The sequence below is a fragment of the Paenibacillus sanfengchensis genome, assembly GCF_036864765.1.
Lineage (GTDB): Bacteria > Bacillota > Bacilli > Paenibacillales > Paenibacillaceae > Fontibacillus > Fontibacillus sanfengchensis.
In genome coordinates, this window is record NZ_JBAGJC010000001.1 from 732,196 (window position 1) to 756,008 (window position 23,813).

At 52.3% G+C, this 23,813-nt stretch carries 27 protein-coding genes and 1 other RNA gene; 12 read left to right on the plus strand and 16 right to left on the minus strand.

Features of this window, described 5'->3' with window-relative positions; translation table 11 throughout:
• Positions 1-21: 21 nt before the first annotated feature.
• Complete coding sequence (locus tag V4U84_RS03320; RefSeq protein ID WP_334073334.1) at positions 22-627, minus strand: TlpA family protein disulfide reductase; 606 nt, start codon at positions 625-627, stop codon at positions 22-24.
• Positions 628-765: 138 nt separating this feature from the next.
• On the opposite strand from V4U84_RS03320, the gene V4U84_RS03325 reads away from it, so the two are divergent.
• Complete coding sequence (locus tag V4U84_RS03325) at positions 766-1,254, plus strand: Mov34/MPN/PAD-1 family protein (protein ID WP_334073335.1); 489 nt, start codon at positions 766-768, stop codon at positions 1,252-1,254.
• Here V4U84_RS03325 and V4U84_RS03330 read toward each other — a convergent pair.
• From V4U84_RS03330 to V4U84_RS03340, 3 genes are read right to left on the minus strand one after another with little or no spacing between them, the layout of a single operon-like run.
• Positions 1,241-1,975: an exonuclease domain-containing protein gene (locus V4U84_RS03330; protein ID WP_334073385.1), complete on the minus strand. Its 735-nt coding sequence runs from the start codon at positions 1,973-1,975 to the stop codon at positions 1,241-1,243. The two genes, V4U84_RS03325 and V4U84_RS03330, sit on opposite strands and share 14 nt — an antisense overlap.
• Complete coding sequence (locus V4U84_RS03335; RefSeq protein WP_334073336.1) at positions 1,972-3,063, minus strand: DUF294 nucleotidyltransferase-like domain-containing protein; 1,092 nt, start codon at positions 3,061-3,063, stop codon at positions 1,972-1,974. Before V4U84_RS03335 ends, V4U84_RS03330 begins: the two co-directional genes overlap by 4 nt.
• 54 nt (positions 3,064-3,117) lie before the next feature.
• Positions 3,118-4,566: an ammonium transporter gene (locus V4U84_RS03340; RefSeq protein ID WP_334073337.1), complete on the minus strand. Its 1,449-nt coding sequence runs from the start codon at positions 4,564-4,566 to the stop codon at positions 3,118-3,120.
• Between the two features lie 305 nt (positions 4,567-4,871).
• Between V4U84_RS03340 and V4U84_RS03345 the strand changes: the two genes are divergently transcribed.
• Both V4U84_RS03345 and V4U84_RS03350 read left to right on the plus strand, forming a co-directional pair.
• Positions 4,872-5,303: a MerR family transcriptional regulator gene (locus V4U84_RS03345; protein ID WP_334073386.1), complete on the plus strand. Its 432-nt coding sequence runs from the start codon at positions 4,872-4,874 to the stop codon at positions 5,301-5,303.
• Positions 5,304-5,356: 53 nt separating this feature from the next.
• Positions 5,357-6,037 carry a zinc metallopeptidase gene (locus tag V4U84_RS03350; protein ID WP_334073338.1) on the plus strand — a complete coding sequence of 227 codons (681 nt, stop codon included), beginning with the start codon at positions 5,357-5,359 and terminating at the stop codon, positions 6,035-6,037.
• A 103-nt stretch (positions 6,038-6,140) separates the two neighbouring features.
• Here the strand turns inward: V4U84_RS03350 and V4U84_RS03355 are convergent, their stop codons facing one another.
• Both V4U84_RS03355 and V4U84_RS03360 read right to left on the minus strand, forming a co-directional pair.
• The gene (locus V4U84_RS03355) at positions 6,141-7,052 is read right to left on the minus strand and encodes a LysR family transcriptional regulator (protein ID WP_334073339.1); all 912 of its coding nucleotides are present in this window, start codon (positions 7,050-7,052) and stop codon (positions 6,141-6,143) included.
• 125 nt (positions 7,053-7,177) lie between these two features.
• Positions 7,178-7,792 carry a rhomboid family intramembrane serine protease gene (locus V4U84_RS03360; RefSeq protein WP_334073340.1) on the minus strand — a complete coding sequence of 205 codons (615 nt, stop codon included), beginning with the start codon at positions 7,790-7,792 and terminating at the stop codon, positions 7,178-7,180.
• A 109-nt stretch (positions 7,793-7,901) separates the two neighbouring features.
• On the opposite strand from V4U84_RS03360, the gene tpx reads away from it, so the two are divergent.
• A complete protein-coding gene (tpx, locus tag V4U84_RS03365) occupies positions 7,902-8,423 on the plus strand; it encodes a thiol peroxidase (RefSeq protein WP_334073341.1) in 522 nt (173 codons plus the stop codon).
• A gap of 93 nt (positions 8,424-8,516) precedes the next feature.
• Here the strand turns inward: tpx and V4U84_RS03370 are convergent, their stop codons facing one another.
• From V4U84_RS03370 to V4U84_RS03380, 3 genes are all read right to left on the minus strand, one after another.
• Positions 8,517-8,906: a DUF1499 domain-containing protein gene (locus V4U84_RS03370; RefSeq protein WP_334073342.1), complete on the minus strand. Its 390-nt coding sequence runs from the start codon at positions 8,904-8,906 to the stop codon at positions 8,517-8,519.
• A 187-nt stretch (positions 8,907-9,093) separates the two neighbouring features.
• Positions 9,094-9,284, minus strand: a non-coding RNA gene (gene ssrS / locus V4U84_RS03375) — 6S RNA.
• Positions 9,285-9,369: 85 nt separating this feature from the next.
• Positions 9,370-10,164 (minus strand): YesL family protein, encoded by a 795-nt coding sequence (locus V4U84_RS03380; RefSeq protein ID WP_334073343.1) that lies wholly within the window; start codon positions 10,162-10,164, stop codon positions 9,370-9,372.
• 177 nt (positions 10,165-10,341) lie between these two features.
• On the opposite strand from V4U84_RS03380, the gene V4U84_RS03385 reads away from it, so the two are divergent.
• Positions 10,342-10,446 (plus strand): sporulation protein YjcZ, encoded by a 105-nt coding sequence (locus V4U84_RS03385; protein WP_334073344.1) that lies wholly within the window; start codon positions 10,342-10,344, stop codon positions 10,444-10,446.
• Between the two features lie 71 nt (positions 10,447-10,517).
• On the opposite strand, the gene V4U84_RS03390 is transcribed toward V4U84_RS03385, so the two are convergent.
• A complete protein-coding gene (locus V4U84_RS03390; protein WP_334073345.1) occupies positions 10,518-12,095 on the minus strand; it encodes a degradosome RNA helicase CshA in 1,578 nt (525 codons plus the stop codon).
• Between the two features lie 264 nt (positions 12,096-12,359).
• On the opposite strand from V4U84_RS03390, the gene V4U84_RS03395 reads away from it, so the two are divergent.
• The 4 genes from V4U84_RS03395 to V4U84_RS03410 all read left to right on the plus strand — a co-directional run bounded on the left by V4U84_RS03395 (position 12,360) and on the right by V4U84_RS03410 (position 16,417).
• Positions 12,360-13,181, plus strand: coding sequence for a YitT family protein (locus tag V4U84_RS03395; protein WP_334073346.1), 822 nt, complete (start codon positions 12,360-12,362; stop codon positions 13,179-13,181).
• 174 nt (positions 13,182-13,355) lie between these two features.
• Positions 13,356-13,556, plus strand: coding sequence for a hypothetical protein (locus V4U84_RS03400; RefSeq protein WP_211373256.1), 201 nt, complete (start codon positions 13,356-13,358; stop codon positions 13,554-13,556).
• Between the two features lie 235 nt (positions 13,557-13,791).
• Positions 13,792-14,973, plus strand: a complete 1,182-nt coding sequence (locus V4U84_RS03405) for a putative glycoside hydrolase (protein WP_334073347.1) — start codon at positions 13,792-13,794, stop codon at positions 14,971-14,973.
• 85 nt (positions 14,974-15,058) lie between these two features.
• The gene (locus V4U84_RS03410) at positions 15,059-16,417 is read left to right on the plus strand and encodes an MATE family efflux transporter (protein WP_334076761.1); all 1,359 of its coding nucleotides are present in this window, start codon (positions 15,059-15,061) and stop codon (positions 16,415-16,417) included.
• 102 nt (positions 16,418-16,519) lie between these two features.
• Here V4U84_RS03410 and pfkA read toward each other — a convergent pair whose 3' ends face one another.
• The 3 genes from pfkA to V4U84_RS03425 all read right to left on the minus strand — a co-directional run bounded on the left by pfkA (position 16,520) and on the right by V4U84_RS03425 (position 19,012).
• Positions 16,520-17,491 (minus strand): 6-phosphofructokinase, encoded by a 972-nt coding sequence (gene pfkA / locus V4U84_RS03415; RefSeq protein ID WP_334076762.1) that lies wholly within the window; start codon positions 17,489-17,491, stop codon positions 16,520-16,522.
• A gap of 21 nt (positions 17,492-17,512) precedes the next feature.
• Positions 17,513-18,595 (minus strand): tetraprenyl-beta-curcumene synthase family protein, encoded by a 1,083-nt coding sequence (locus V4U84_RS03420; protein ID WP_334076763.1) that lies wholly within the window; start codon positions 18,593-18,595, stop codon positions 17,513-17,515.
• Positions 18,596-18,685: 90 nt separating this feature from the next.
• A complete protein-coding gene (locus tag V4U84_RS03425) occupies positions 18,686-19,012 on the minus strand; it encodes a hypothetical protein (RefSeq protein WP_334073351.1) in 327 nt (108 codons plus the stop codon).
• A gap of 169 nt (positions 19,013-19,181) precedes the next feature.
• On the opposite strand from V4U84_RS03425, the gene V4U84_RS03430 reads away from it, so the two are divergent.
• Positions 19,182-20,393 (plus strand): MFS transporter, encoded by a 1,212-nt coding sequence (locus tag V4U84_RS03430; RefSeq protein ID WP_334076764.1) that lies wholly within the window; start codon positions 19,182-19,184, stop codon positions 20,391-20,393.
• A gap of 143 nt (positions 20,394-20,536) precedes the next feature.
• On the opposite strand, the gene V4U84_RS03435 is transcribed toward V4U84_RS03430, so the two are convergent.
• The 3 genes from V4U84_RS03435 to V4U84_RS03445 form a co-directional block, all read right to left on the minus strand.
• Positions 20,537-21,430, minus strand: coding sequence for a hypothetical protein (locus V4U84_RS03435; RefSeq protein WP_334076765.1), 894 nt, complete (start codon positions 21,428-21,430; stop codon positions 20,537-20,539).
• Positions 21,431-21,450: 20 nt separating this feature from the next.
• Positions 21,451-22,476: a helix-turn-helix transcriptional regulator gene (locus V4U84_RS03440; RefSeq protein WP_334076766.1), complete on the minus strand. Its 1,026-nt coding sequence runs from the start codon at positions 22,474-22,476 to the stop codon at positions 21,451-21,453.
• Between the two features lie 259 nt (positions 22,477-22,735).
• Positions 22,736-22,933 carry a cold shock domain-containing protein gene (locus V4U84_RS03445; protein WP_009222768.1) on the minus strand — a complete coding sequence of 66 codons (198 nt, stop codon included), beginning with the start codon at positions 22,931-22,933 and terminating at the stop codon, positions 22,736-22,738.
• Between the two features lie 222 nt (positions 22,934-23,155).
• On the opposite strand from V4U84_RS03445, the gene V4U84_RS03450 reads away from it, so the two are divergent.
• Positions 23,156-23,389 (plus strand): hypothetical protein, encoded by a 234-nt coding sequence (locus V4U84_RS03450; RefSeq protein WP_334076767.1) that lies wholly within the window; start codon positions 23,156-23,158, stop codon positions 23,387-23,389.
• A 59-nt stretch (positions 23,390-23,448) separates the two neighbouring features.
• Positions 23,449-23,628: a hypothetical protein gene (locus tag V4U84_RS03455; protein ID WP_334073356.1), complete on the plus strand. Its 180-nt coding sequence runs from the start codon at positions 23,449-23,451 to the stop codon at positions 23,626-23,628.
• Positions 23,629-23,813: the final 185 nt, after the last annotated feature.

Below are 23,813 nucleotides of genomic sequence, written 5' to 3' on the forward strand. Positions count from 1 at the left end.
ATTTTTTATGTTGGTCGGCGTCTACCCCTCCACAAGCTTGCGGATCTTGGCCTCCAGTTCCTCCGCAGGAAGAGTCCCGACGATGACGTCCTGAATTTTTCCGTCCTTATCGATCAGCACGTTCGTCGGAAAGGCGATGCCGTTGTATTTCCGGTAGACCTCTTCTTTCTCATCCAGTAGCACCGGAAACGTATATCCGTATTCCTTCACGAAAGCTTTGGCCTTATCCAGTTTGTCATAAAAGGTGACATTGACCGCCAACACATCCAAGGTATCGCTGTATTTATCCGCCAGCTTGACCAGGTCCGGGGCTTCCTCTTTGCAGGGATCGCACCAGGAGGCCCAAAAGTTGAGGAGCAGCGGCTTATTCCTTTCACCGCCCACTTTGTACGTTTCGCCGTCCAAGCCCGGTAAGGAAAACTCTGGAGCCGCAGTACCCGGCTTTGGGGCATTGGCTGCTACCAACGCGCTAACCGCCTGGTTGTTTCCGGCAACTCCGGCTTCTTCGGCCTCCTGCGATTTCCCGGCGTCCAGGAAAGACAGCCATCCGTTTCCCTGGTTATCGTATACCGCATAGGCCAATAGCAGGATCAGCAGTCCGCCCCAGATCCAACCGTTTTTTCTCATATGGGCAACTTCCTTTATGTTTATGGTATGATACGCCTGTGTGTAACTTTATTTTTTCTATTGTACCCCGTTTTCGTAAAATGTTACAAACCCTGCCTGTTGGCGTTTCTATCTAAAACTTCAAGGAGAAGGAAAAACATGATGTCGCGCCCTTTCGATCCTGACATATCCATACCGCCGACGATTCGCCTCCGCCTCCCCAGCCCGGTTCGCGAACAAATCGCCAAGGACACTTATGCCCGTTTTCCTCACGAGGCTTGCGGCGCCTTGTTTGGCACTTATGCTGCCGGTTTGGTGACGATCGGGAACTACAAACCGCTCGCAAACATGGCTGATAACCCGCACCACGCCTTCCTGATGGAGCCTGAAGAGTGGGTGAAATGCTGTTTTACCCCGGGATTGATCGGGATTTACCACTCGCATCCCACCACCCTGCCCGAGCCCTCTGCCGCGGATTTGGACGAATTGCCTCAATTCGGTTCCCTCTTTTCTCTTTATATGATCGGCTCGCCCGCAACAAAAAAGCCCCCCTCAGATGAGGGCGGCTTCTCATTGAATACCTTTTTGATTGTCAAGAAGAAAGAGTCTTCACAATATGAACTGCGCAAAATAACTACGTTTTGCTAAGAAAGTGATACAGGTCTCCCAGGGTGATAACGCCGCGGTCTCTAAGCTGGCCGATCATAGCTTGCCATAGGGAGGATGTCATTTTGGCGTCCTCCAGCGCATGATGCCGCTGCATGATCGGGATTTCGTAGACGCGAAGCCAGTCGTCGAGCGAAGAAATTTTCCGTTCGGGCGCCAGCTTCTGTGCGATCATCATCGTATCCAGCACCCGGTGCCCCAGATGCGCCTTGGTCGTTTTCCACAATGCCACATCCAGAAACGCCTTGTCATGTGCGCTTCCGTGAGCGATCAGCACGCGGTCGTCCACAAAGGCCATGAATTCCCGCAAAGCCTGCAATAGAGTAGGCGCGCTCTGAACCATTTCCTGGGTAATACCTGTCAGTTCAACAATGCTTTCCGGTACGGAGCAGGCCGGTTTGCAAAGGGAATAATAGACCTCTCCCGACATTTCCTCGCCATCCATCTTCACCGCGCCGAACGACAAGATCTCATCGCCGTAATGATAATGAAAGCCCGTCGTCTCCAAATCAAAAACCGCCGTTTTCAGTTGACTGAGCGGAACGTGAAGCGTCTCCGGCCGGCGCTGTCCCTTGGTCAGTGAACGCACGAAAGCGATTTGCTGCGCACTCGGCGCCCCGAGCATGGAGGCGATCCGGGGGGATATCCCCCCGCCTTTAAGAGCATCCCAAAAACCGCCGTTCCCCTTCATCGGTTCCTTCATAGCCATTTCCTTTCTGCGTATCGCTGCTGCCGTTGCAGGGTGCGGTACATCATCTTCACCGTGCCCAATGCCTCCCGCAGTTCACCGCGAATCTCCTTCTTGCGCAGCCATTCCCCGGGTAAGTATCCCGTTCCCGACAGAACGCCGTTTTCCTCTTTATAGGAAGCCAAAGATCTGAAGCGAAGCGCGGTAAAAAACGCCTTCTGGCTTAATTCCAGCCACCGGAACGGAACAGCCTCAAGCTCATTCAAGTGGTTTAACCGCTCCAAAGTGGAGGAGCCGCCGACGCCATACTCAACCGCAAGGTAGCGGATCGCGTTTACAATTGGTAGATATAGTCCGTACTTTACATCAAAATCTCCTGCATGTTCCCCGTTCTGCTCCGTGATCACTTGGCCGAGCACATTCAAGGCCGCCTTATGGCGAACGGTGTTTCTTAGAACGGCCGCGCCGAGATCCTGTTCCGGCGGGGATTTCCGGTCAAAGACGTCGCCCACCACCCGGCGGAGCTCATCGGATAACGACCTGTCCCCGGCAATGTGGCGCATATCCGCCGCAATCATTAAATACCTCACCTGTTCCCAGCCCAGCTCGCTTCTCCATTGTTCCAACTGCCTGCCCCAGTCCTTGACGGTCCTTCTCCAGAGCGGATTGGAGATCATTACATTTCCCGGGCACGGCGGGTATCCGGACTGCTCCAAAATATGAGAAAGCCGGGGGCCAAAGATATCGAAATAATCTTTGGCCGCCGGATCCCCGCTTTGTCCTATCACAAGCCCGTTATCCTGATCGCTCCAGAGCGTCTGCTCTCCCCGGCCTGCGCTGCCGAAAGCGATAAAGCCATAGGAAGCAGGAGGAGAGCCGAAGCCCTCCTCGACTAACTGCCGCTCGCATATTTCCGCCGCCCGGGACATCACGGCATCGTGCAGTTCGCCGACAAGCCGGTTCCACACCCCGATATTCGTGGTCGTAAAACCTTCATGCAAGCGTAACTGTTCTTCCATTCTTGCCGACCTCAGTTCCTCCGGATCGGAAGCCGACCGGATCGACTGAAGATTCACATGTGTTATGGCCAATTCAAGGCTCATAGGCCGACTTCCTTTCTTTCCCGGATTTCGTTCAACCTATATATGATGTTTCTCTTAAAGGGCCGGATCGCTCTTCACGATCTTCGGTCCGTCCGCCACCGGTTTTGCGCCGGAATCCGTAGGCAAGCCGCCTTGATTTAACAGGTTCATTTGCTCCGGATATCCATAGGTACCGTGTTCGCTAATGTCCAGCCCCATCATTTCTTCTTCTTCCGTTACGCGCAGCCCCATCAGCATTTTCATGCCGCCGAGCAGGATAAAGGACAACGCCAGCACGAAGGCAAATGTTCCGATAACCCCAAGGAGCTGAACGCCCAATTGTCCGAAGCCGCCGCCGTAGAACAATCCCGCCTTCCCCACACCCGTGGTTTCCGCCAATTCGGGTGTAGCGAACAAGCCTGTGGAGATCGCTCCCCAAACCCCTGCAATCCCATGAACGGAGAAGGCGTAGATCGGATCGTCGATTCCGGCCCGCTCAAACCATCTGGCCGTGAAGAAAGTTACCACGCCGGCTACCGCGCCGATGACGATGGAGGCCCAAGCATCGACGAAAGCACAGGAACCGGTAATCGCCACCAGCGCCGCAAGAACGCCGTTCAACATACTAGGAATATCGGATTTGCCCATCACGGCCCAAGAGATCAGCAGTGCAGCTACTGCACCGGCTGCAGCCGCCAGATTCGTCGTCATCAGGACATAACCGAAGAATCCATCGCCCAGCGGAGTCAATGCGCTGCCGGGGTTAAAGCCGAACCAGCCGATCCATAGAATGATGACGCCGAGCACGGTCAACACTTGATTGTGGCCCGGAATACTGTTAGGTTTGCCATCCTTGCTGTATTTGCCCAAACGCGGTTTCAACAGAATGGTCGCCGCGAATGCCGCGGTCGCACCGGTCAAATGCACGACCGTCGAACCGGCGTAGTCTTGCATACCCAGAGAACCAAGCCAGCCGCCGCCCCATACCCAGTGGGCAACGATCGGATACATAATCGTCAGGAACAACACGCCGAACACGATATACACACTCAGTTTCGCACGTTCAGCCATGCCGCCGCAGGCAATAGCCAGCGATACGGCCGCAAAGGCCATTTGGAACAAGAACATCAGATCCAGCGGAACGCCGATTTCGGAAAATACGGAGAACGAACCGATGGCTTCCTGGCCACCATAGAAAAATCCCGTCGTTCCCAAAAAGCTGTTGCCATCGCCAAAAGCGAAGCCGAAGCCGAAGGCCCACCAGACGATTACGGAAATTCCCAATGTCAGAACCGTCTTTCCTGCAACATGCCCGGCATTTTTCATCCGGACCGTTCCCGCTTCCAATAAGGCGAAGCCGGCTTGCATAAAGAACACCAGCATTGCCGCCACAAAGACGAACAGGGATTTCAATCCGATTTCCAGAACCGGCGCGGTCAGTTCTCCTTCAGCCGCAAACGCCGATACCGGGAAGGCGAATACCGCTAACGCCCCCAACAGTCCAAACAGCCATTTCTTTTTCATGAGACCCACTCCTTAATGTCATATTTCCTAACACAATTTAAAATGTTAAGGTGATTATAAGACTAATAATATAAACATGACAATACCTTTTTTGAAAAAAACAGCAAAAGTGCAAATAACCTAACACAAAGTGTAAAAGAAGCGGATATAATGTAATTAAGTAACTGAAAAATATAAAGTATAACGTTTGACTGTATACTTGGGGTGGAGTATCATAATTTATAGTAAGAAGGATATGGCGGCTCCTTCGCCGTATCTGCTCCTTTAAGGATATATATATGAAGAGAGGTGATCCTATTGGAGTCATGAAGCTTTACCGGATCGGGGAATTGGCCAAAGCCGCAGCCATCAGCGAACGAACCATCGATTACTACACCAAGCTTGGCTTGATTGCTCCCGAAAAACGGACGCAAAAAAACTACAGATTATACAGTTCTGAAACCCTGTCACGTTTGGAACGTATTATTCAGATGAAGCAGGAAAAGTACTCTTTGGAGGAAATCCGCGAGAAGCTCCAGCAATGGAGTAAAGTTTCGAGCGAGGAACTTGTTACCGAAAGGCTAAATTCGCTCGAAATTCACATGCAGCAGTTGGAGCGGGAAGTAAAAGAACTTCAACCGCTGATTTCCAATCTGAAGCCGGGCCAAGCGAAGAAGGCATTCTCCCATCTGATGCCGCAGAGCCTCGCCTGCATCGAGGCGTTACGCATAATACTTAACAACGGGCCTTTCAGTTAGAGCGCTTTTTCCTGGACATCCTTGCTTCTATGACATATTTGGAGGAATGACAAATGTATTCTAACGTAATGCTTATTCCTATTTTATTGGCGTTCGGCTTATCCTTATGGGCTCAGTTCCGGGTATCCGGTACCTTTAAAAGATGGGCAAAAGTACCGAATATGTATGGATTAACAGGGCATGACGCTGCCCGGCGCATGCTGGATGCCAACGGATTGTACGATGTTCCGATCGAACCTGTTCGGGGCTCTCTGACCGACCATTACGATCCGATTCACCGGGTTGTTCGGTTGTCGGAACCGGTTTATTATGAAAATTCCATTTCCGCCGTCGCTGTTGCCTGCCACGAAGTGGGGCACGCCATTCAGCACAAGGAGTCATATCCGATGCTCGTCATGCGGCACAGAATGTTTCCCTTCGTGAATTTTGCTTCAGGCATAGCGCCGTTTTTGCTGCTCGCCGGCTTTTTGTTCGGCATGTTCAACCTGATCGGGCTCGGGATTATTTTCTTCTCCGCAGCGGTTCTTTTCCAGTTGGTTACGCTGCCGGTAGAGTTTAATGCCAGCAGCCGGGCACGCAAAGTCATGCTGCAGCAAGGTTTTATTTCTCCGAACGAAGAACAAGGCGTTGCCAAGGTGCTGAACTCCGCCGCCTTGACCTATGTTGCCGCCGCGCTGCTGTCTTTGCTCGAGTTGCTGCGCTACATCCTTTTGTTCGTCGGCAATCGGGAATAATTATTATATACGCAAACAAGCGCAGGAGTCCGGGGCTGTCCCCCGAGCTCCTGCGCTTTTTGCTTTTCTTCTTATATTGTCTGCAAATTAAAAAACCGCCTCATCATTGACTCGGCGGCGTATCGACCTGCAGGCCGAAATATTCCAGCAGAAAGACCCGAAAGGATTGTGCGACCAGCGGCAGCTTCTCGTCCACCCGATGGATCAGTCCAATCGTTCGGGTCACCTTGGGTTCCGAAATCCGCACGCGGCTGGGCTGGAGCGTAAAGCTCTGAAACAGCGCCATTTCCGGCAGCAGACTGACCCCCATCCCTGCGGCCACCAACCCGCGGATCGTATCGGTTTCCTCGCCCTCAAAAGCGATTTTGGGCGTAAACCCGGCCTCCTGGCACGCTTGCCAAACGATAGGCCGCAAGGAATAGCCTTTGCTGAAAAGAATGAACTTATCGTCTTTCAATTGACTCAGTTTAATGCTTTGCTCTCCGGCGAGCGGATGGCTCGGCGGCATGATCGCCACCAAATCCTCGGTCAATACGACATTGCCGACGACCTGATCGTGATTTTCCGGAAATGGCGAGATGAAGGCCAAATCCACTTCTCCGGAAACGACATCCCGGATCAGCGTTGGATAGGTCCCCTGCCTAAACCGGAATTTGACGTTCGGATAAAGCTTGCGAAACTCCGCCACGACGCTGGGAATCATATGAATGCCCAGACTGTTCGGAAATCCGAGCCGGATTTCCCCCTGCTCGGGATCCAGAAACTCATGGACTTCATGGACCGCCCGATCCAAGTCCTTCAGAATGCTCTCCACCCGGCTGCAAAACAGCTGACCGACCGCCGTAAGCTGCAGATTCCTGCCCTTTTGCATAAAAAGATTGACGCCGAGCTCCTGCTCCAACTGGTGGATTTGCCGGCTTACCGCTGACTGGGCGACATGCAGCTCCTCCGCCGCCTGGGTGACATGTTCTTTTCTCGCCACTTTTAGAAAGTATTGCAATTGTCTTAATTCCACGAATCTATCGCTCCATTTCGCTTCGGTTAAGAAAGTCCGCATAAAAGGGCTTACAATCCATGCATCGACGATTTCTAACGAAAGTGGTGATTTACCTCTAATGTACCATGGACGATCCTGCGGGTTCAACGTCGTTTTAACACCCGAATAATAAGGCCATAAAGGAAGAAGCCGCCAAGCAGGCCGCCGAAGTGTGCCATCCAGTTAACCTGGGGAACGATAAGGGAAAACACCACCCCGATGATCAGAAGGCTATACAACGTTTGCCGGGAGCTTTGGTCAATTAAATGTCGCTGCAGTAGGGCGATGTACAAAAACGCGCCATATACCCCGTAAATCGCCCCGGAGGCCCCTACGGACAAATGGTTCTCCATCGATTGCCGGTAGATCTCCAGGCTGATCAGGTTTCCTACGAGACCGCCGCCCAAATAAAGCAGCGCGTATCTCCAGTGTCCCAGCAGGCGTTCCAACGGGGGGGCAAACACTAAGATGGCAAAGCAATTGGAAATCAGATGCGTGAGATCATGGTGAAGAAACATGGAGGCAAAAAGTCTCCATCCCTCGCTGGCGTAAGGCTCCATATTGGTCAGAGCTCCGTACTTCAGTTGGGTCAATGCGTCGCCCGATCCTCCATTGAAGGTGACGAGAAGAAACATAATCACGTTTGCCGCTAAAATCAGACTGGTTACCGGATAATAGCGGAGATAGCTTTTCCAGTTTTCATAGCGAATAAAAATCATCGGAACCTTCCTTTGCACAATCCTGAATTCCTAAATATTGGACAATCTCTTTTTAAAACGACTATAATGAAGACTGAACCCATTATCTCATGTTTAGGAGGAGAAAGAAATGGCACAAGAACGCACAAGCGTGGCAACATTTAAAGGCAATCCCCTTACCTTGGTGGGCCCGGAACTGAAAGTCGGCGACACCGCCCCGGATTTCCGGCTGAATAAGAACCTGCTTGAAGAAGCCACTCTCCAGGACTTTGCCGGCAAGATCAAACTCATCAGTGTCGTCCCCTCCCTGGATACAGGCGTTTGCGACGCGCAAACCCGCCGTTTCAACGAAGAAGCCGCCAGCCTTGGCGATGACGTCGTGATCCTGACCGTTAGCTGCGATCTTCCTTTCGCTCAAGCGCGCTGGTGCGGTGCGGCCGGTGTGGATCGCATCGTGACCTTGTCCGATTACAAAGACAACTCGTTCGGCAAAGCTTACGGGGTTCTGATTAAGGAATTTGCCTTGGATCAGCGCGCCGTCTTCGTGGTGGACAAGGACAATAAAATCCGCTATGTCGAAGTACTGAAAGAAATGTCCGAGCATCCCGACTACGACAAGCCGGTGGCCGCGGTCAAAGAATTGCTGGGTTAAATCTTCATGTAAAATGATGTTCGACCTATATCACTTTGCATAAAGAAGCGAGCAAGGAGGGGAGCCCTCCCTGCTCGCTTCTTCCATATCCGGCTAGGACACTTTATAGGATGACAGTTTCTTATCCAGCATCGAGAATAAATGCAGAATGTTACGGTAATTCGCCCCAAGATCGCCGAATGATCCCCGGGTAGCGGAATAAATATCCACCGCCGTACGCATCGGGCCCGTGGATACAATCGACACTGTTATATCCATGACCCGCCCCAGGCTCGTGCGTTTTTCCAAAGTGATCTCTCCGACCGACGGAACTTCATGCAGCACTTTGTAACCGGGGACTTTCTTCAGCGTGGAGGAGACCTCCTCCCACATTTTGTCCCTGGATAATTGATAATATCTTGTTTTCAATTCAGGCGTTTTCGCACGGTCGCTCGTTCCCTCTTGACTGCGGAAAATACCGACTAATGTTCTCTTGAATGACAACCCGCTCTTCCTCCTTTATCCTACTGACACAGCAAGAATACGATTACATCTATGTATATTCTAACATTGTTGCCGGACAAACAAAAGGGATGGCCCTTCCCCCGATCTGCTTCCCCATAAAAAAAGCACCTCGAAGCTCCATTTCCCAGGAGTTCCAGGCACTTCATTCATTCAACTCAGTTAAAAAAAGAGACCCGCCTATGCCGTCCGGTTACATTGTCTCGAACCTGCATTCGCAGGTGGGTGACCGCAGCGGCATTTTTGAAGTCCCCACATCAACATGGATAGGGCCGTTCAGCCATGACGCAATGTAAGTCTCCCGAGACTTTGTCATTGGTTCAAAACAACATAGAACCGAAACGTACATCGCAGGACGTAAACCTATTATAAAACTTTGTCAGAGAAATGTAAACTCAGCGACTAAGGAAAATTCCTCCATCACCAATCGAGACACGAAGGCGAATCAATCCTTCTCCTTCGCGTCGCCTTCTGACAGCTCCGAAACCGAAGCTTCGGCTTCCGTGGCCGCGTCCCTCTCCTCAGCCTCCCGCATTTTCTCCACCTTCTCCTGAATCTTGTTATACGCGATAAAGAAGTTGTAGAAAGCAACCAGAGCGGTCAGGGTAGCAAAGCCAAACAAAATCAGCCACATAAATCGCAGCGTCAGGAAGGCCAATACCACCACACAAATCACGGTGGAGAGTGCCCGGAAAGGACGAATAATCGTCAGCAGGATGGCATTTTTGATCAGCAAAGTCACCTTCAGATGATAATGCGCCACCAGGGAAAAGAAATTAAACAGCGATATCGAAAGCAATACAAGGAAGATCATCATGACCATGCCAAGCATCTGAAAATTTGTCAATTCCTTCATGTAGAACTCATAATCAATGTACATAATTATGAATAAAAGCGTATAAAAAATGCCGCCAACCATGCTTTGCTTATAGTTCTCTTTGTAGCCGCGGAAATATAACTTGATAATGCCCAAGTCGGATTCCCCCATCACCCATTTGCGCACGACAGTGAAGAGCGCGGCGGTTGCCGGAAAGATTGTAAACGGTGCCAAAACAGCCATAACAAGTAGTGTAAAGTTCTCTGGCGGAGCTTTGGGAACCTGCATCACATACAGGTACCTGGTCATCAGAGCGCCCAAGAAAGGTAAAGAACACAGCACCCACAGCAGATTGCTGCCGGATATCCGCATAATCCACTCCGTAATTTTATAAAACCCGCCCATTAACCCTTTGTATTCCAAGTAAAGTTCTCCCTCCGAAAGTAGTGAATTTGTCTATATAATACTATAGCATGTTTTTACAAAGACTATCCAGCGCCTATTTTGTTCGCCTTGGGCCGCCGTCTAAACCCTTCGGGGTGTCCCTCCATACTATATAAAGAAATTTCAACCATTCCCCATTTATAAGGAGGTTATCACATGTCCGGAGTAGGCGGAGGATATGGAGGTTTGTGGACTTCCACTGGAACGATCCTGGTACTGTTCATTTTGCTGGTGATTGTTAGCCGTACGATTCTGATCTAATATAAGAAAAAGAAAGAGGACGAAACTTGAGATTTCGTCCTCTTTCCCATTTCCGGCAGCGCGGAAACGAATTATTGTTCGAACGAGGAATTGTCCTCGCGTTTGTGCGGTTTGCGGTCTCCGTTATAGTTGGATGAGCGCGGTTTGCGGTCGGAGGAACGGTAGGAATCCCGTCCGCCATCCTTGCCATAGCCGCCCTTGTTGCCATAACCGCCGCGATTTCCGCCGCCGTCACGGTTATCCCGACGGTAGCCTCCGCCGCCGCGGTTCCCGTAACCGGAAGGCTTCCGTCCGCTGGAACGGATGTCCGGATTCCGGCGTTTCACGCGAATCGGTTCCTCCGGCGTAAGTTCAATATTCGCCTTGTCATTCTTCTCGCCGGTAATCAGCTTGAACGCGGCCGCCAGCAGATTTACCGAGTCATATTGCTCCAGCAGCTGGATGGCGATACCCTTGTACTCGTTCAGTTCTCCCGCTTCAACAAGCTCAAGAATCCGCTCAGCCGTAATACGCTGTTTGCCCTCAATCGCCTCCGCGATGCTCGGCAGCGGTTTGCGGGCGATTTTATGGCGGGTGATGCGCTCGATAAAGTGCAGATGGTCAATCTCGCGCGGCGTGACAAACGACCATGCCGCCCCTTCTTTCCCGGCGCGTCCCGTACGGCCGATCCGGTGAACGTAGCTCTCCGGATCCTGAGGCAGGTCGAAGTTGACGACATGCGAAACACCGGATACGTCGAGACCGCGCGCCGCCACGTCCGTAGCCACGAGCACGTCGATGCTGCCGTCGCGGAACTTCCGCATCACGTTGTCGCGCTGATTTTGCGACAAGTCGCCATGAAGCCCGTCCGCGGAATATCCGCGTTTCTGCAGTGCTTCCGATAGCTCATCCACCCGGCGCTTCGTGCGTCCGAAGACGATCGCCAGTTCCGGGGACTCCATGTCGAGCAAACGGGTCAGGGCGTCGAATTTTTGACGCTCATGAACCTCGATATAGGCCTGATCGATGAGCGGAGCGCTAACCTGCTTAGGAATGACGGATACATGCTCCGGATTTTTCAGGAACTGCTGGGCCAGCTTCTGGATATTCGCCGGCATAGTCGCGGAAAATAGCATCGTCTGGCGTTCTTCGGGAACGAGCTTCAAGATCGATTGGATATCATCCATAAAGCCCATGTCCAGCATTTCATCCGCTTCATCCAGGACAACGGTCTGAACGTCGTCGAGTCTGATCGTTTTCCGGTTGATGTGATCAAGAAGTCGGCCCGGCGTACCGATAATGATTTGAGGTTTCTTCTTCAAGGCGCGAATTTGACGGACGATATCCTGGCCGCCGTAAATAGGAAGGGAACGGGTGCCTTTGAAACGGGCCAGCTTGCCGATCTCCTCGGCCACCTGAATAGCGAGTTCACGCGTCGGGGTCATAATGAGAGCCACGATACGCTCTTCTTCTCTCGGGATTTTGTTAATCAGCGGCAGACCAAAGGCTGCGGTCTTCCCTGTACCGGTTTGTGCTTGTCCGATTAAATCGCGGCCGGTCAAGGCAATCGGAATGGATTTGCTCTGAATCGGGGTGGCTTCCTCAAAACCGAGTTCCGTAATAGCTTGTAACACCTTAGGCTCTAAGCCGAAATCTGTAAATGTGTTCAAATTGTTCATACTCCTTCTATATAGTGGACATTCCACAAGCTTGACTGTATTCTTAAGTAGCATTCAAACGTTTATAGACTATCCAATCTTTCCAAAAAATTTACATAGTGGATTGGAATGGAGAACATCAAAGGACGGTAATGACCGTTTAAAATTGGAAATGGATCCCTACTCAAGAATATCTCAAACATTATAGCACAAAACGAAACAAGAATACCAGCAAGCAGGTTGGTATACTTCCAGATTAACGTGAGGTGAAATTTTGTGTTCAAGGAAATCAGGAACACTGTGGTCATTTTGATTGGAGCGGCATTTATCGCCTCCGGTTTCAACTTGTTCCTTGTTCCGCATCATTTGCTCAGCGGCGGCGTCTCGGGCCTTGCCATGTTGACCGGTTATTTTACTCCGCTTAGCATCAGCGTTATGTATTTGGCTTATAACATACCGATCCTGGTAGCCGGGTGGTTCTTACTCGGCAAAAGGTTCGTGGGTTTAAGTATTCTCTCCGTCGCCGGCGTCACTTGGATGATGGAGATGATCCCCGAAAAACCGCTGGCTTCCGACGTATTATTATCGGCCGTTTTCGGCGGGATCCTGGTCGGGATCGGCAGCGGCATTTCCTTCCGTGTTGGCGGTTCCTCCGGGGGATTTGACATTTTGGGCTCTATCGTAACCCGCTCTCGAGATTTTCCGGTGGGGAGCATTCTGGTCGGCCTGAACGCCTTGGTTATTCTGGCGATGGGCTATCTGGAAGGCAACTGGAATCTGGCGTTGGCGTCCATGGTGTCCATATACTTGGTCGGAAAAGTGCTGGATTTAATTTACATCAATCATACCAAGGTTACGTTGTTTATCATTACCGACAGAACCGATGAACTTCTCGAACAACTCCTTTGCCGCCCTCGCGGAGTCACCAAAATCCGGACGGAGGGAGCATTTTCCCATAAGGAAAAAGATATGCTCATGACCGTCACCACCCGCTACGAGTTGGCTGAATTAAGGGAAATCATCAAAAAAACCGATCCCGGCGCGTTCGTAAATATCGTCGAAACCGTCGGCGTTATGGGCTCCTTCCGGAGACGATAAGCTTCGTGCCCCCCCTAGCACGCCGTTCCATTTACCGCGCTTTGTGGTATACTAATAACAAGCGGTTCCTTCGTCAACTCCATACGGTGTCCGATTTACCTCGATTTCACAGGATTTAGGCTTTTCCGATTTAGGAATGATTCCGGCAAAGAATGATTCTTGGTGGAAAGGGTGATGGATGTGGAAGCAGAAACGGTAAAACTGGAACAAATCGTCATGAAGTGGTTCCCGGATATGCTGCCTTTTTTGAATCAAAAGGAACTGAACTCCATGATCATCCTGCGCGATGGTCTGACTATCCTGGAACCGGAAGATGCCATGGAAATTATCCAGTTGAGCATTTGTGAGCATCAAAACAGCGCATATCTACATTGAAATAAACGGTTCTTCCAAGGCCGATTCTTCCGTCAAAGTGCGGGAGAAGCGGTCTTGTTTTTTTCTGGCGTCAACATTTTTCCCAGAGAAATTCATAATTTGCAAGTTTAGTAGAAGAGCTTTACGTTTAAAAATCAAAAGAAACGGGTGCGAAAAATGGTGACAAAGCTGTTCTTTCTGTATGCCCTTCATCGGATATAATCAAAAACGAGCGTAAACTAAGGGAGAGAAAATTATGAATATCATCTGGACACTTTTGCTTCTGGCCTTGGGGACCCATGGGGGAAATCCTCCCGCGGAACAGGCCGAAAGAGGCCAGATTCAGGCTATCCTTCAATCATCCTATCATACTTTCGCGGCAAATCTGGCGCAAGGCAGATGGGAAAATCCTCTGCCCCCGACCGAGGCAGCGATATCGGCTCAGGTGGATGCCCCAAAGGTTAAAGGGATCTATGTCACCGCCTATAGTGCGGGAGGTGAGCGCCTGAACAAACTGATCAACCTGCTGGACAGCACGGAACTGAACGCCATGGTGATCGATATCAAGGACGATGCCGGTTATATCACTTACAAAACCGACAATCCGAACTTGCAGAAACTGGGCAAGCCGCAGCCCTTTATTCGGGATATTGACGGGTTGATGGAGCGGCTGAATAAACACGAGATTTACCCGATCGCCCGCGTCGTCGTGTTCAAGGATACGATCCTGGCGAAAAAAAACCCGGAACTGTCGTTTCGAAAAAGCGATGGCAGCGTTTGGACGAATGGCAACGGAGACGGATTCGTCAACCCGTATAGCAAGGAAGTCTGGGACTATAATATAGAGGTTGCCAAAGAAGCGGCCAAACACGGTTTCAAGGAAATTCAGTTCGACTATGTCCGTTTTCCTGAAGGTTTCGAGAAGCGTGCCGATACTCTAAAATATACGAAAAACGAATTGAGCCGGATCGATACGGTTGCGGCCTTTGTGAAATACGCCCGGGAACAACTGGAGCCGCTCGGCATCAAAGTTTCCGTCGATATTTTTGGGTATGCCGCCTCCGTCCCCGCCGCCGAGGGAATCGGCCAGGATTTCGTTAAAATTTCGGACCAGGTCAATATCATTTGCCCGATGATTTATCCAAGCCATTATACAACCGGCTGGTTTAATGCCAAGGACCCCGATAAGGCGCCATACCAAACGATCAAAGGGGCGGTTGCGGATACGCAGAAGAAACTGGCGGCTCTTGGCGAAGAACAGCCTATTATCCGTCCTTGGATTCAGGATTTCACGGCGAGTTGGCTGGGTAAGGGCCATTATACAAAATACGGAAAGCACGAAGTGCAGGAACAGATCCGCGCCTTGAACGAAATGAACATCGATGAATATCTGTTATGGAATGCCTCCAACCGCTATACTGAAGGCGTTGATTTCTAGATCGGAATTTGAACGGATCATAACCACAATCCAGGACCCGGGAAATCTCCCCGGGTCCTGATTCAGTGAAATGGAGTCTTGCGAAATGAAAGAAACCCAAAATTTGAAACAAAAATACATACAGTTTCTAAAAATCTTGCTGCCTATTCTGGTGACCCAGGTAACCATGTCGCTGATGACCTTTTTCGATACGACGATGTCGGGCCACGCCAGCCCCGCCGACCTGGCCGGGGCCGCCATCGGATCAAGCATTTGGGTTCCGGTCCAAACCGGACTAAGCGGCATTCTGATGGGGATCACACCGATCGTCTCCCAATTGGTCGGAGGCGGGCAGCAAAACAAGGTCGGATACCATGTGATGCAAGCTCTTTGGCTGGCCGTTGCGGTCAGTCTAGTCGTTCTCATAGCCGGCGGATTGCTGATCTCTCCGATCCTGAACGGGATGCACCTTGAACCAAAGGTCCATCATGTCGCCTTCTATTTCCTTGTAGCCCTGTCAACCGGTATTTTACCTTTATTCGGCTATATCGTCATCCGCTCCTTTATCGATTCGTTGGGCCAAACCCGGGTTTCGATGCTGATCACGCTGGTGTCCCTCCCGTTAAATGTATGCGCCGGTTACGTACTGATTTTCGGCCGTTTCGGCTTTCCGCGCCTCGGGGGCATCGGCTCCGGCATCGCTACCGCTTTTACGTATTGGTGCATTTTTTTGCTTGCGCTGGGGATCGTACACAAAATGCAGCCGTTCGCGGATTACGGCGTTTTCCGCAAATTTCATGCCATCTCGTTGGCAAAGTGGAAAGAACTGATGAAGATCGGCGTGCCGATCGGCTTTGCCATCTTCTTTGAAACGGCTGTCTTCGCCGCCGTGACGCTGCTGATGAGCCGGTTCGACACCCGGACGATCGCGGCGCATCAGGCCGCCAACAATTTCGCTTCAACGCTGTACATGATCCCGCTCAGCATCTGCCTGGCCTTGACGATCCTCGTCAGTTTCGAAACCGGCGCCAAGCGACTCAAGGATGCCAAGCAATACGGTGTGCTGGGTATCCTTACGGCTGCGTGTCTCTCGCTTTTGACCGCCGCCATACTGATGGTATTCCGCGAAGGTGTCGCCGGTTTATATTCCAGTGAACCGGAAGTCATTGCCCTGATTTCGCATTTTCTGGTTTATGCCATCTTCTTTCAAATCTCCGATGCGATCGCCACGCCGGTGCAAGGAGTGCTGCGCGGCTACAAGGACGTCAATCCGGGCTTTTGGATCACGCTGCTGGCCTTCTGGGTAATCGGGCTTCCGCTGGGCTACGGGCTGGCCAACTTCACGAAACTTGGCCCTTACGGCTACTGGATCGGCCTGATTACCGGACTGGGCGTCGCAGCCATCCTGCTGTTGCGGCGGTTGTTCGTGATCCAAAGGCGGATGGAGCTTAGACTCGGCGCGTAAATCCCCGCATTAACGCATATGCATAAAAAACGGCTTCCCAAGTCATTCGAATGACAAGGGAAGCCGTTTTTTTATATCCGATCGTTTAAGATGCTGTCAATCTTACTGCGACAGACGCGAAGCCAGTTCGTACAGCTCCATGCTAAATTCCTTCTTGGTGGAAACCACCTTCTCGATATCCGTCAGCACCATTTCGCCGCCGATCATGCCGCAGGCCTTGTTCGATTCGCCGGCAATCAGGCTGCGTACGGCAAAGTCGCCCAAGCGGCTGGCCAGATTGCGGTCGAACGGCGTAGGCGATCCGCCGCGCTGAATGTGACCGAGCACGGTCGCCCGAGGCTCTACGGAAGGTTGACGTTTCTTGATCGCCTGAACGACCTCTTCGCCCGTTCCGACACCTTCGGCCACGATCACGATACTGTGTCTCTTGCCGTTGTCGAAGTTCTGTTTCATGCGGTCCGCCACTTCATTCAAATCGAACGGTACTTCCGGAACCAGGATCGTTTCGGCTCCCGCCGCAAGCCCGGCATGGAGGGCGATATCCCCGGAATGACGGCCCATGACCTCAACGACCGAAGCGCGCTCATGGGAGGACATCGTGTCCCGCAGTTTATTCACCGCATCCACCACAATGCCGACGGCCGTGTCGAAACCGATCGTGTAGTCCGTAAACGAAATATCGTTATCGATCGTCCCCGGCAAGCCCATCGTCTTGATGCCCAGCTTGCTCAGCTTCTCGGAGCCTTGGTAGGACCCGTCTCCACCGATAACGACCAGACCGTCGATGCCGCGGTCCCGCAGAATTTGCGCGCCCTTTTGCTGGCCTTCCGGCGTCTTGAACTCCAGACAGCGGGCGGATTGGAGAATCGTGCCCCCGCGTTGGATGATGTCGCCGACGCTGCGGATATCCATGGAGAAGATATCATTGTTTAACAGCCCTTGATAACCGCGCTGGATACCGAACACCTCCAGACCGTAGAACAGGCCGCTGCGAACTACGGCGCGCACCGCCGCGTTCATGCCTTGGGAATCTCCTCCACTGGTGAGGACTGCGATTTTTTTAACTGCTGACATGAATTTTCCTCCTAATTGTTATTAAAGACGCTGCTTGCGAATCCAAAGGCTGTTGGCGAAAAAGAACAACCGCATCAACGGGCTCCTTCTCATCAACTGCCTGGACACATCCCGGATTTCACGCTGCTCGCTTACTTTCGGATCCGACAGATAAAGCGCAAGTAACCCTTCGATGATCATCCGATGAAAAGAAGAGGCCGGAAGCCGCTTAATGTCCCGGCGGGCTCCCTCAACAATAAGCGCGATCCGCTTCAGCATCGTTTCTTTGTTCTCATAATAGCTGCAAAAGTTCAAATCTCCGCCTACTTCATCCTCCGCCTGGTCAATCAGGTAATCGAGCATAATATGTAATCCGCAAACATGAGGGAAATAGGAGCGCTGGATGATCTCCGCGCTTGCTGCATCCAGATCGGCGTTGCTCGCTGCCAAAAACAGCATAAATACCCCCAACGTGGAACCTGTCGCCGCGGCGAACTCGTTCCAGCGCAAATGAGGCGTCCGCTGCTTGTGCCGCTCCCACCAATGGACCAACGCCTTCTCCCGGCGGTCCGGAGCGATATGCTTGTACACCTGAAGATCGGTATACAATTCTACCAGATCCATGATATACGGCTTCGCCGCCGCATATCCGGGGAGATTGAGAATATTGGAACGGCAGGTTTGCACAAGATGCAGAAGATAGCCCCCATCGTCGCTCTCCTCCCGCAGCGCGTAGTAATCCCGCACTTCCGAAGAAGGATTCACCGCGTCAAGCATGCTCTGATGAAGCAGACGAAAGTCGTGCTCATCCATCGACGTGCTCCGGTCGCACAAATTATCGAGGTAGTCGCTGATCGTTTGAAACGCCACGATTAAGGGGATCAAAACATCGCGCTGAGCCAAATTCGCCGCGGCATACACCGAGCCGCCCTGACAATGAAATTTCTTTGTCGCGATGCTGGCCAGAGCTTGTCTTCTCAGCTCAGGGTCGGGAATCGCCCCCGCTTCCTGTCTCCAGCCATCCAGTTCCTTCCGCACTCCGGGAAGAACGAACTTATAGACTCGGCTCATCAACCGGATCGGTTCTTTCGGAAACTGATTTCGGCTTTGCTCCAGTTCTATCAATGGCCTGCCTCCACTACATCATCAAGTAATGCATGATAAAAATCATACTATATTATAATATGATCCAACTTTTTGCACAAATAAACAAAATCACAAGTGACTTTTGCCGGAAATCGCTGGCTCCTCTTGCGTCGTCCGATACCAAATATGCAAATCGTTGATGATGCTGGCCAGCTCGGCAATTTCTCCGTTCAGCCTGCAGCTGGCCTGAAAATCGCCCTCATCGCTCATTAGCGCCAGCTTGCGTTCGATTTCCCGTTCCAGAGTTTTGACTTTCTCCGGAATCCGCCCGCGGGTATCCTCCCAAAATTCAATCATGGCCAGCCGCTCCCCGGGCCTATACTCTTCAAACGGCCGGTCCAGCGAAGGAACGTGAATCCCGAGGCGCTCGTCGTAGAAAAAGCAGGAACCGTTCATTCTTCATCCCTCCGGAGCATGCAAATTTCGCCTTTCGCATATGCCTCATATTATACACAGAACCAGCAAGGTTACTAGACTCTTTTTTTGCGAGTTTATGCTATACTAGGCCTAATCTTCCCATTTTAATTCCTGATCATGAATTTACGAAATGGAGCTTAGCGATAAAATGACCCCCTCCCCGACCTCTCGGCCGGAGCTTCCATGGCTTCGAGCCTTTACATTTACTATATTCGGCACGAGTGTGCTTGTTGCGTCCTACTTTCCTTTATTCTATGCCAAGCTCGGATTCTCCAGCAGCCAAATCGGACTGCTCTACGCCTTGGGCCCGATGATTTCGCTCGTAGCGAACCTGTTCTGGAGCATCGCCAGCGACAAGTACCGGACGATCAAAAAAATTATGTTGTTGCTGCTCATCGGGCAGATGGTCATGAGCGCACTGCTTTCGGTGTCGACTCAATTTTCCGTCATTATTGCCGTCATTACGATTTACTACTTTTTCTATTACCCGGCTTTTCCGCTGTCCGATACAATCGCCATCAACGCGGCCAAACGGCATAACAGGCATTTTCTGACCGTACGGATCTTCGGCTCGATCGGCTACGCCTTTTTCGCCCTGTTTATCGGCTATGTCCTGGCTATAATCGGATCCTCCCGGACAATGTGGGTAGCCATCGGGATCGCCGCGATCGCGCTGTTCATCACGTTATTCATCAAGGACCAGGACAGCCCGGTCGCAAAAATGGATATGTCCGGGATCTGGGGCATTTTGAAACAGAAGGAGCTGCTTTGGTTTTTCGGCTGCGTGTTTTCCCTAGCCATCGCCGTGCGGATGAACGATGCTTTCCTGACGGTGACCTTAAACCAGCTCGGCGCCAGTGAAAAATTGATCGGCTGGTCGCAGCTCGCCTCCTCCTTGTCGGAGATCCCGATCTTCATTCTGCTCAGCCTTTACGGTGAAAAAATCAAAGAGCTCCCGCTCCTCGTTTTCGCCAGCCTGATCTTTGCCGCCCGTTTCTTTCTGGTCAGCGCGGCGGATTCGGCCGGGGCGATCATCGCCATCCAACTGATGCACAGCCTTTCCTTCGGGGTGTTTTACGTCACCTCCATTCGGATGTTGACCCGGCTGATCCCCGACCATTACCGCGCGACGGGAATGGCGCTGTTCACCATCGCCTGGTCGAGCGCCTCCGGACTGCTGAGCGGTACGTTCGGCGGCGTCCTCTTCGAGCAGTTCGGGCGGCACAACTTCTACCTCGTCGCCATGGCGTTCGCCTTGCTGGCCGGCATCGGCTTTGCGAGCCGATATTTCTACCGGGGGCCGCGGGTGCGGACGGCGGGGGAGGGCGCTTCCCGGACGAGCAACACGAAAGCACAGTAACGGCTTCGGAAAAACCAACAAGCTTACTCCCCGGAAGGGAAGTAAGCCTGTTGGCTGCGCTTTCGACTATTAAGGGGATGTTCTCCCGTTAAACCTTCGCTTATTTATACGCCTATGTCCAGTATCAACGCCCGGCAGCGGAATTAAATAACCCCGTACGCTCTGAGGGTCTTCAGATTTTGCACCGTCAACCAGCCGCGCCACTCCTGCTCTCCCGCCGGGCTGACCGCCGGAAAGCTGATATTCCACCCGCCGTCTTCTTGCTGCTCCCCAACCAGCCAGTTCAAATGGAGCGTAATCTCCTCGGACGAAATCAAACGGGAAGCATAGGATCCGGGAGCCGGCGCATAATCGAGCACCTTATGAACGTAGCCCTGGGCGTGAGGATCCTTTTCGATGCCTTGGGGTCCCGTAAGCCATTCATCCAGACGCTTGCGGCAATCGGCTCCCCGGCCTTCCGGATCAGGCACATGCTCCAGAAACGCGATCCACTGGGCTGCGTCATGATAATCGCCGGGCAGCGACCGTTCCAGGCTTCGCCATACGTATTCGACGCTAGACCGGAACCAGTCTTCCTCAAAAAAGTCGATTCTCACCCGCTGAGACATTAGCATCCCTAGAATGCTTCCGGTCGGGTTCAATGACGGAACGCCGTCTTTCTCCGTCGTCCACCAAGGCGCGTGCGGATAGGCGTTGACGGCCGTCGTCGCTCGCGGGAACCCCCCGCCCTCCAGCGTCAATTCTTTTAAATACTTTAAAATGCCGTCCATCAGTTCGCTGTTCCAGCCGTCGACTTCCCGGATGACCATCAGGGCGGTTTCCGTCGTCACCGGTTGACTGTCCGGGCAGCGCATATCCGGCTCCAGTCCATTTCCAAAGCCGCCATCCCCGTTCTGGTAAGGCCTTAAGGCGCCGAGCACCTGCTCTTTGGTTCCGTTTTCAAAATCATAGGCATACCGCATCCGGTCCAGCAAACGGGCGTGGCGGTAAATAAACTCCCCGCCTCGTTCCAATACATCCGTAATTAATCCGTTCATTAAGAGATCGCCTCCATCGGTTAAAGTTGAGGGGCATCCGCGGCCTGGGCATATCTGGCCGCAACGGATTGCGCCCGCTCTCTCAGGGCGATGCGCAACGCGGCGGGCTCCAGGACCTCGGCATCCAGCCCCATTCCATAAAAAAACGAGACCGCCCAATCCCACTCCGAGGGCGGGCATGCGAAAGCCAGTTCCCAAACCTCATCGTCCGTCTGCTTGACGAGGTGCCCGATATCGGGATCCTGCTCCGCAAGCAGCGCTCCGCGGTAAGTCAGCCGGGCGGCTACGGGAATCGGAGCCGGGTCCGCGGCAGTTGAGAGGGAAGCGCCGTCGCAGTCCGCCGGCGCATCTGCCGAACGCCTCGCCCGGGCCTCCGCCGCGCTGTCAGACGCCCCCCGCGTCCCTGTGGCCTCCGCCGCTTCCGGAGGCTCCGCCGTGCACACCTCCTCGAACCGGTCCACGCGGAACGTGCGCCGCTCCCCGTGAAGCGGCGATTCGGCCACGCAGTACCAGAAGCCGTAGGCCGCATAGACGCGGACCGGACGGAGGTGCAGCTCCCGGCGGTACCGCTGGGACCGGTACATTGCCCGGACCCAGCTTCCCTCTGCCGCATGCCGGAACAGGGTGTCCAAGTGCGGCGTCCTGCTCCGGCGGTCCGGCACCTCCAGCCCGATATGCGCGAGCCACGGGGTAACCTCGCCCAGCGTCCCTTCCGGCAGCGCCGAACGGATTTTGTCGGCCGCCGTCCAACGCGCCTGCCGGAGCGGACCATCGCTGTACTTGGCCATCCCGTCCAGCGCCATCAACAAGGTCAGCGCCTCGTCCGAGGTCAACTGCAGCGGTTCCAGACGGTAGCCCTCCATCAGCCGGTAGCCCCCGCCCGGGCCGGAAATGGCATACAGGGGCACCCCCATTTCCGACAGGGCCTGCATGTCCCGCAGCACAGTCCGCTTGGAAACCTCCAGCTTGTCGGCAAGAGACTGGGCTGTCTCCGCTCGCTGCTGCAGCGCCATCATAATCGCCATCATCCGGTCCATCCGCTTCATCTCAATGATTCCCTCCCGGTTTGTTACCAGCTTAACAAAAGATCAGTGACAGCAGCCTGTCACCAATTCTAATGAAGTTATGTATTTTTTCAGATTACAACAATTATAATCGAGCAGGAGGAGGGCTAACCCCTGTTCTCTTACACTACCGTACATGCCGGGCATATTCAAAAAAAGACACAGCCCATATAGAGCTGTGCCTTTCATTATCGTGCTTGGAACCAAACTTTATAAGTGATCCGGCAGACCGGAATTGAGCTTATAATTTGATTACGTTAGCAGCTTGAGGACCACGGTTGCCGTCGGTGATTTCGAACTCAACAGCTTGGCCTTCTTCTAGAGTTTTGAAACCTTCTCCTTGAATTGCGGAGAAATGAACGAATACGTCTTCGCCGCCTTCAACTTGGATGAAGCCATAGCCTTTTTCTGCGTTAAACCATTTAACTGTACCTTTCAAATGAACAACCTCCTAAAAATAATCGTCATCATTGACGAATACCCATATTATACTCTATGCCCCCACACATTGCAACGTGTCATTTTCGGTGAAGTTTCACGCATATTTATTCTCCAAGGATAGCGGTATCGTTTGCTTTCCTGCATGGCCTGAGGTATCATTTTACATAAAAATATTTCCATGAAATAGGCAGTCTAACCGCCAAAGAACGGAGTCGTTATCATGATCAAAAAACACGAAATATATAAAAAAGACAAATGGAATATGATGACCGTAGAAGTTCAGGGAAAATACATCATACTCCGGGAAATCTCGGACCAGTGGGGCGAGGAATCCCATACGTTTTTGAGCCGTCCCGCGTTAATGCAATGGGCGCAACACCGTTTCCCTAAAGAGGATTTCACGGATCGGGAAGAAGAATGGCGTGACATCATGAACGCCTTTAAACAGGTTTAATGGCCGGGCCACGGTAAGACGGGACAGACCGCCCTAAATTGTTTGAATGGAGTCAATACATGGATAATTCCAATCTCTTTATTTTTATTGTCTGCGCTTTTGCGCTGGGCGTCGTGCTGATTTTGAGCAAAAACAATATCCCGCCCCGGTTTAGGCGCGGGTTCGCCTTAACCGCGGTCATCATGATCGCGGCAGCGTTTATTCTGATGATCTACAGTTTATTCACCATGGGCACTTAAATATTAATAACGGCAGCCGGCAGAGGGCATGATAGGGAAATGTCTCTAGAATTAGGGAGGTTCCTGTTTCTATGAAAAAATATCGCCTTCTCTCCCTCCTGCTGGCCGCCAGCCTCACGACCGCGGGCTTGCCCGGCAGCGCAGCCCCGGCGCAATCGGCGGCAAACGCCTCAGCTTACCCAAAC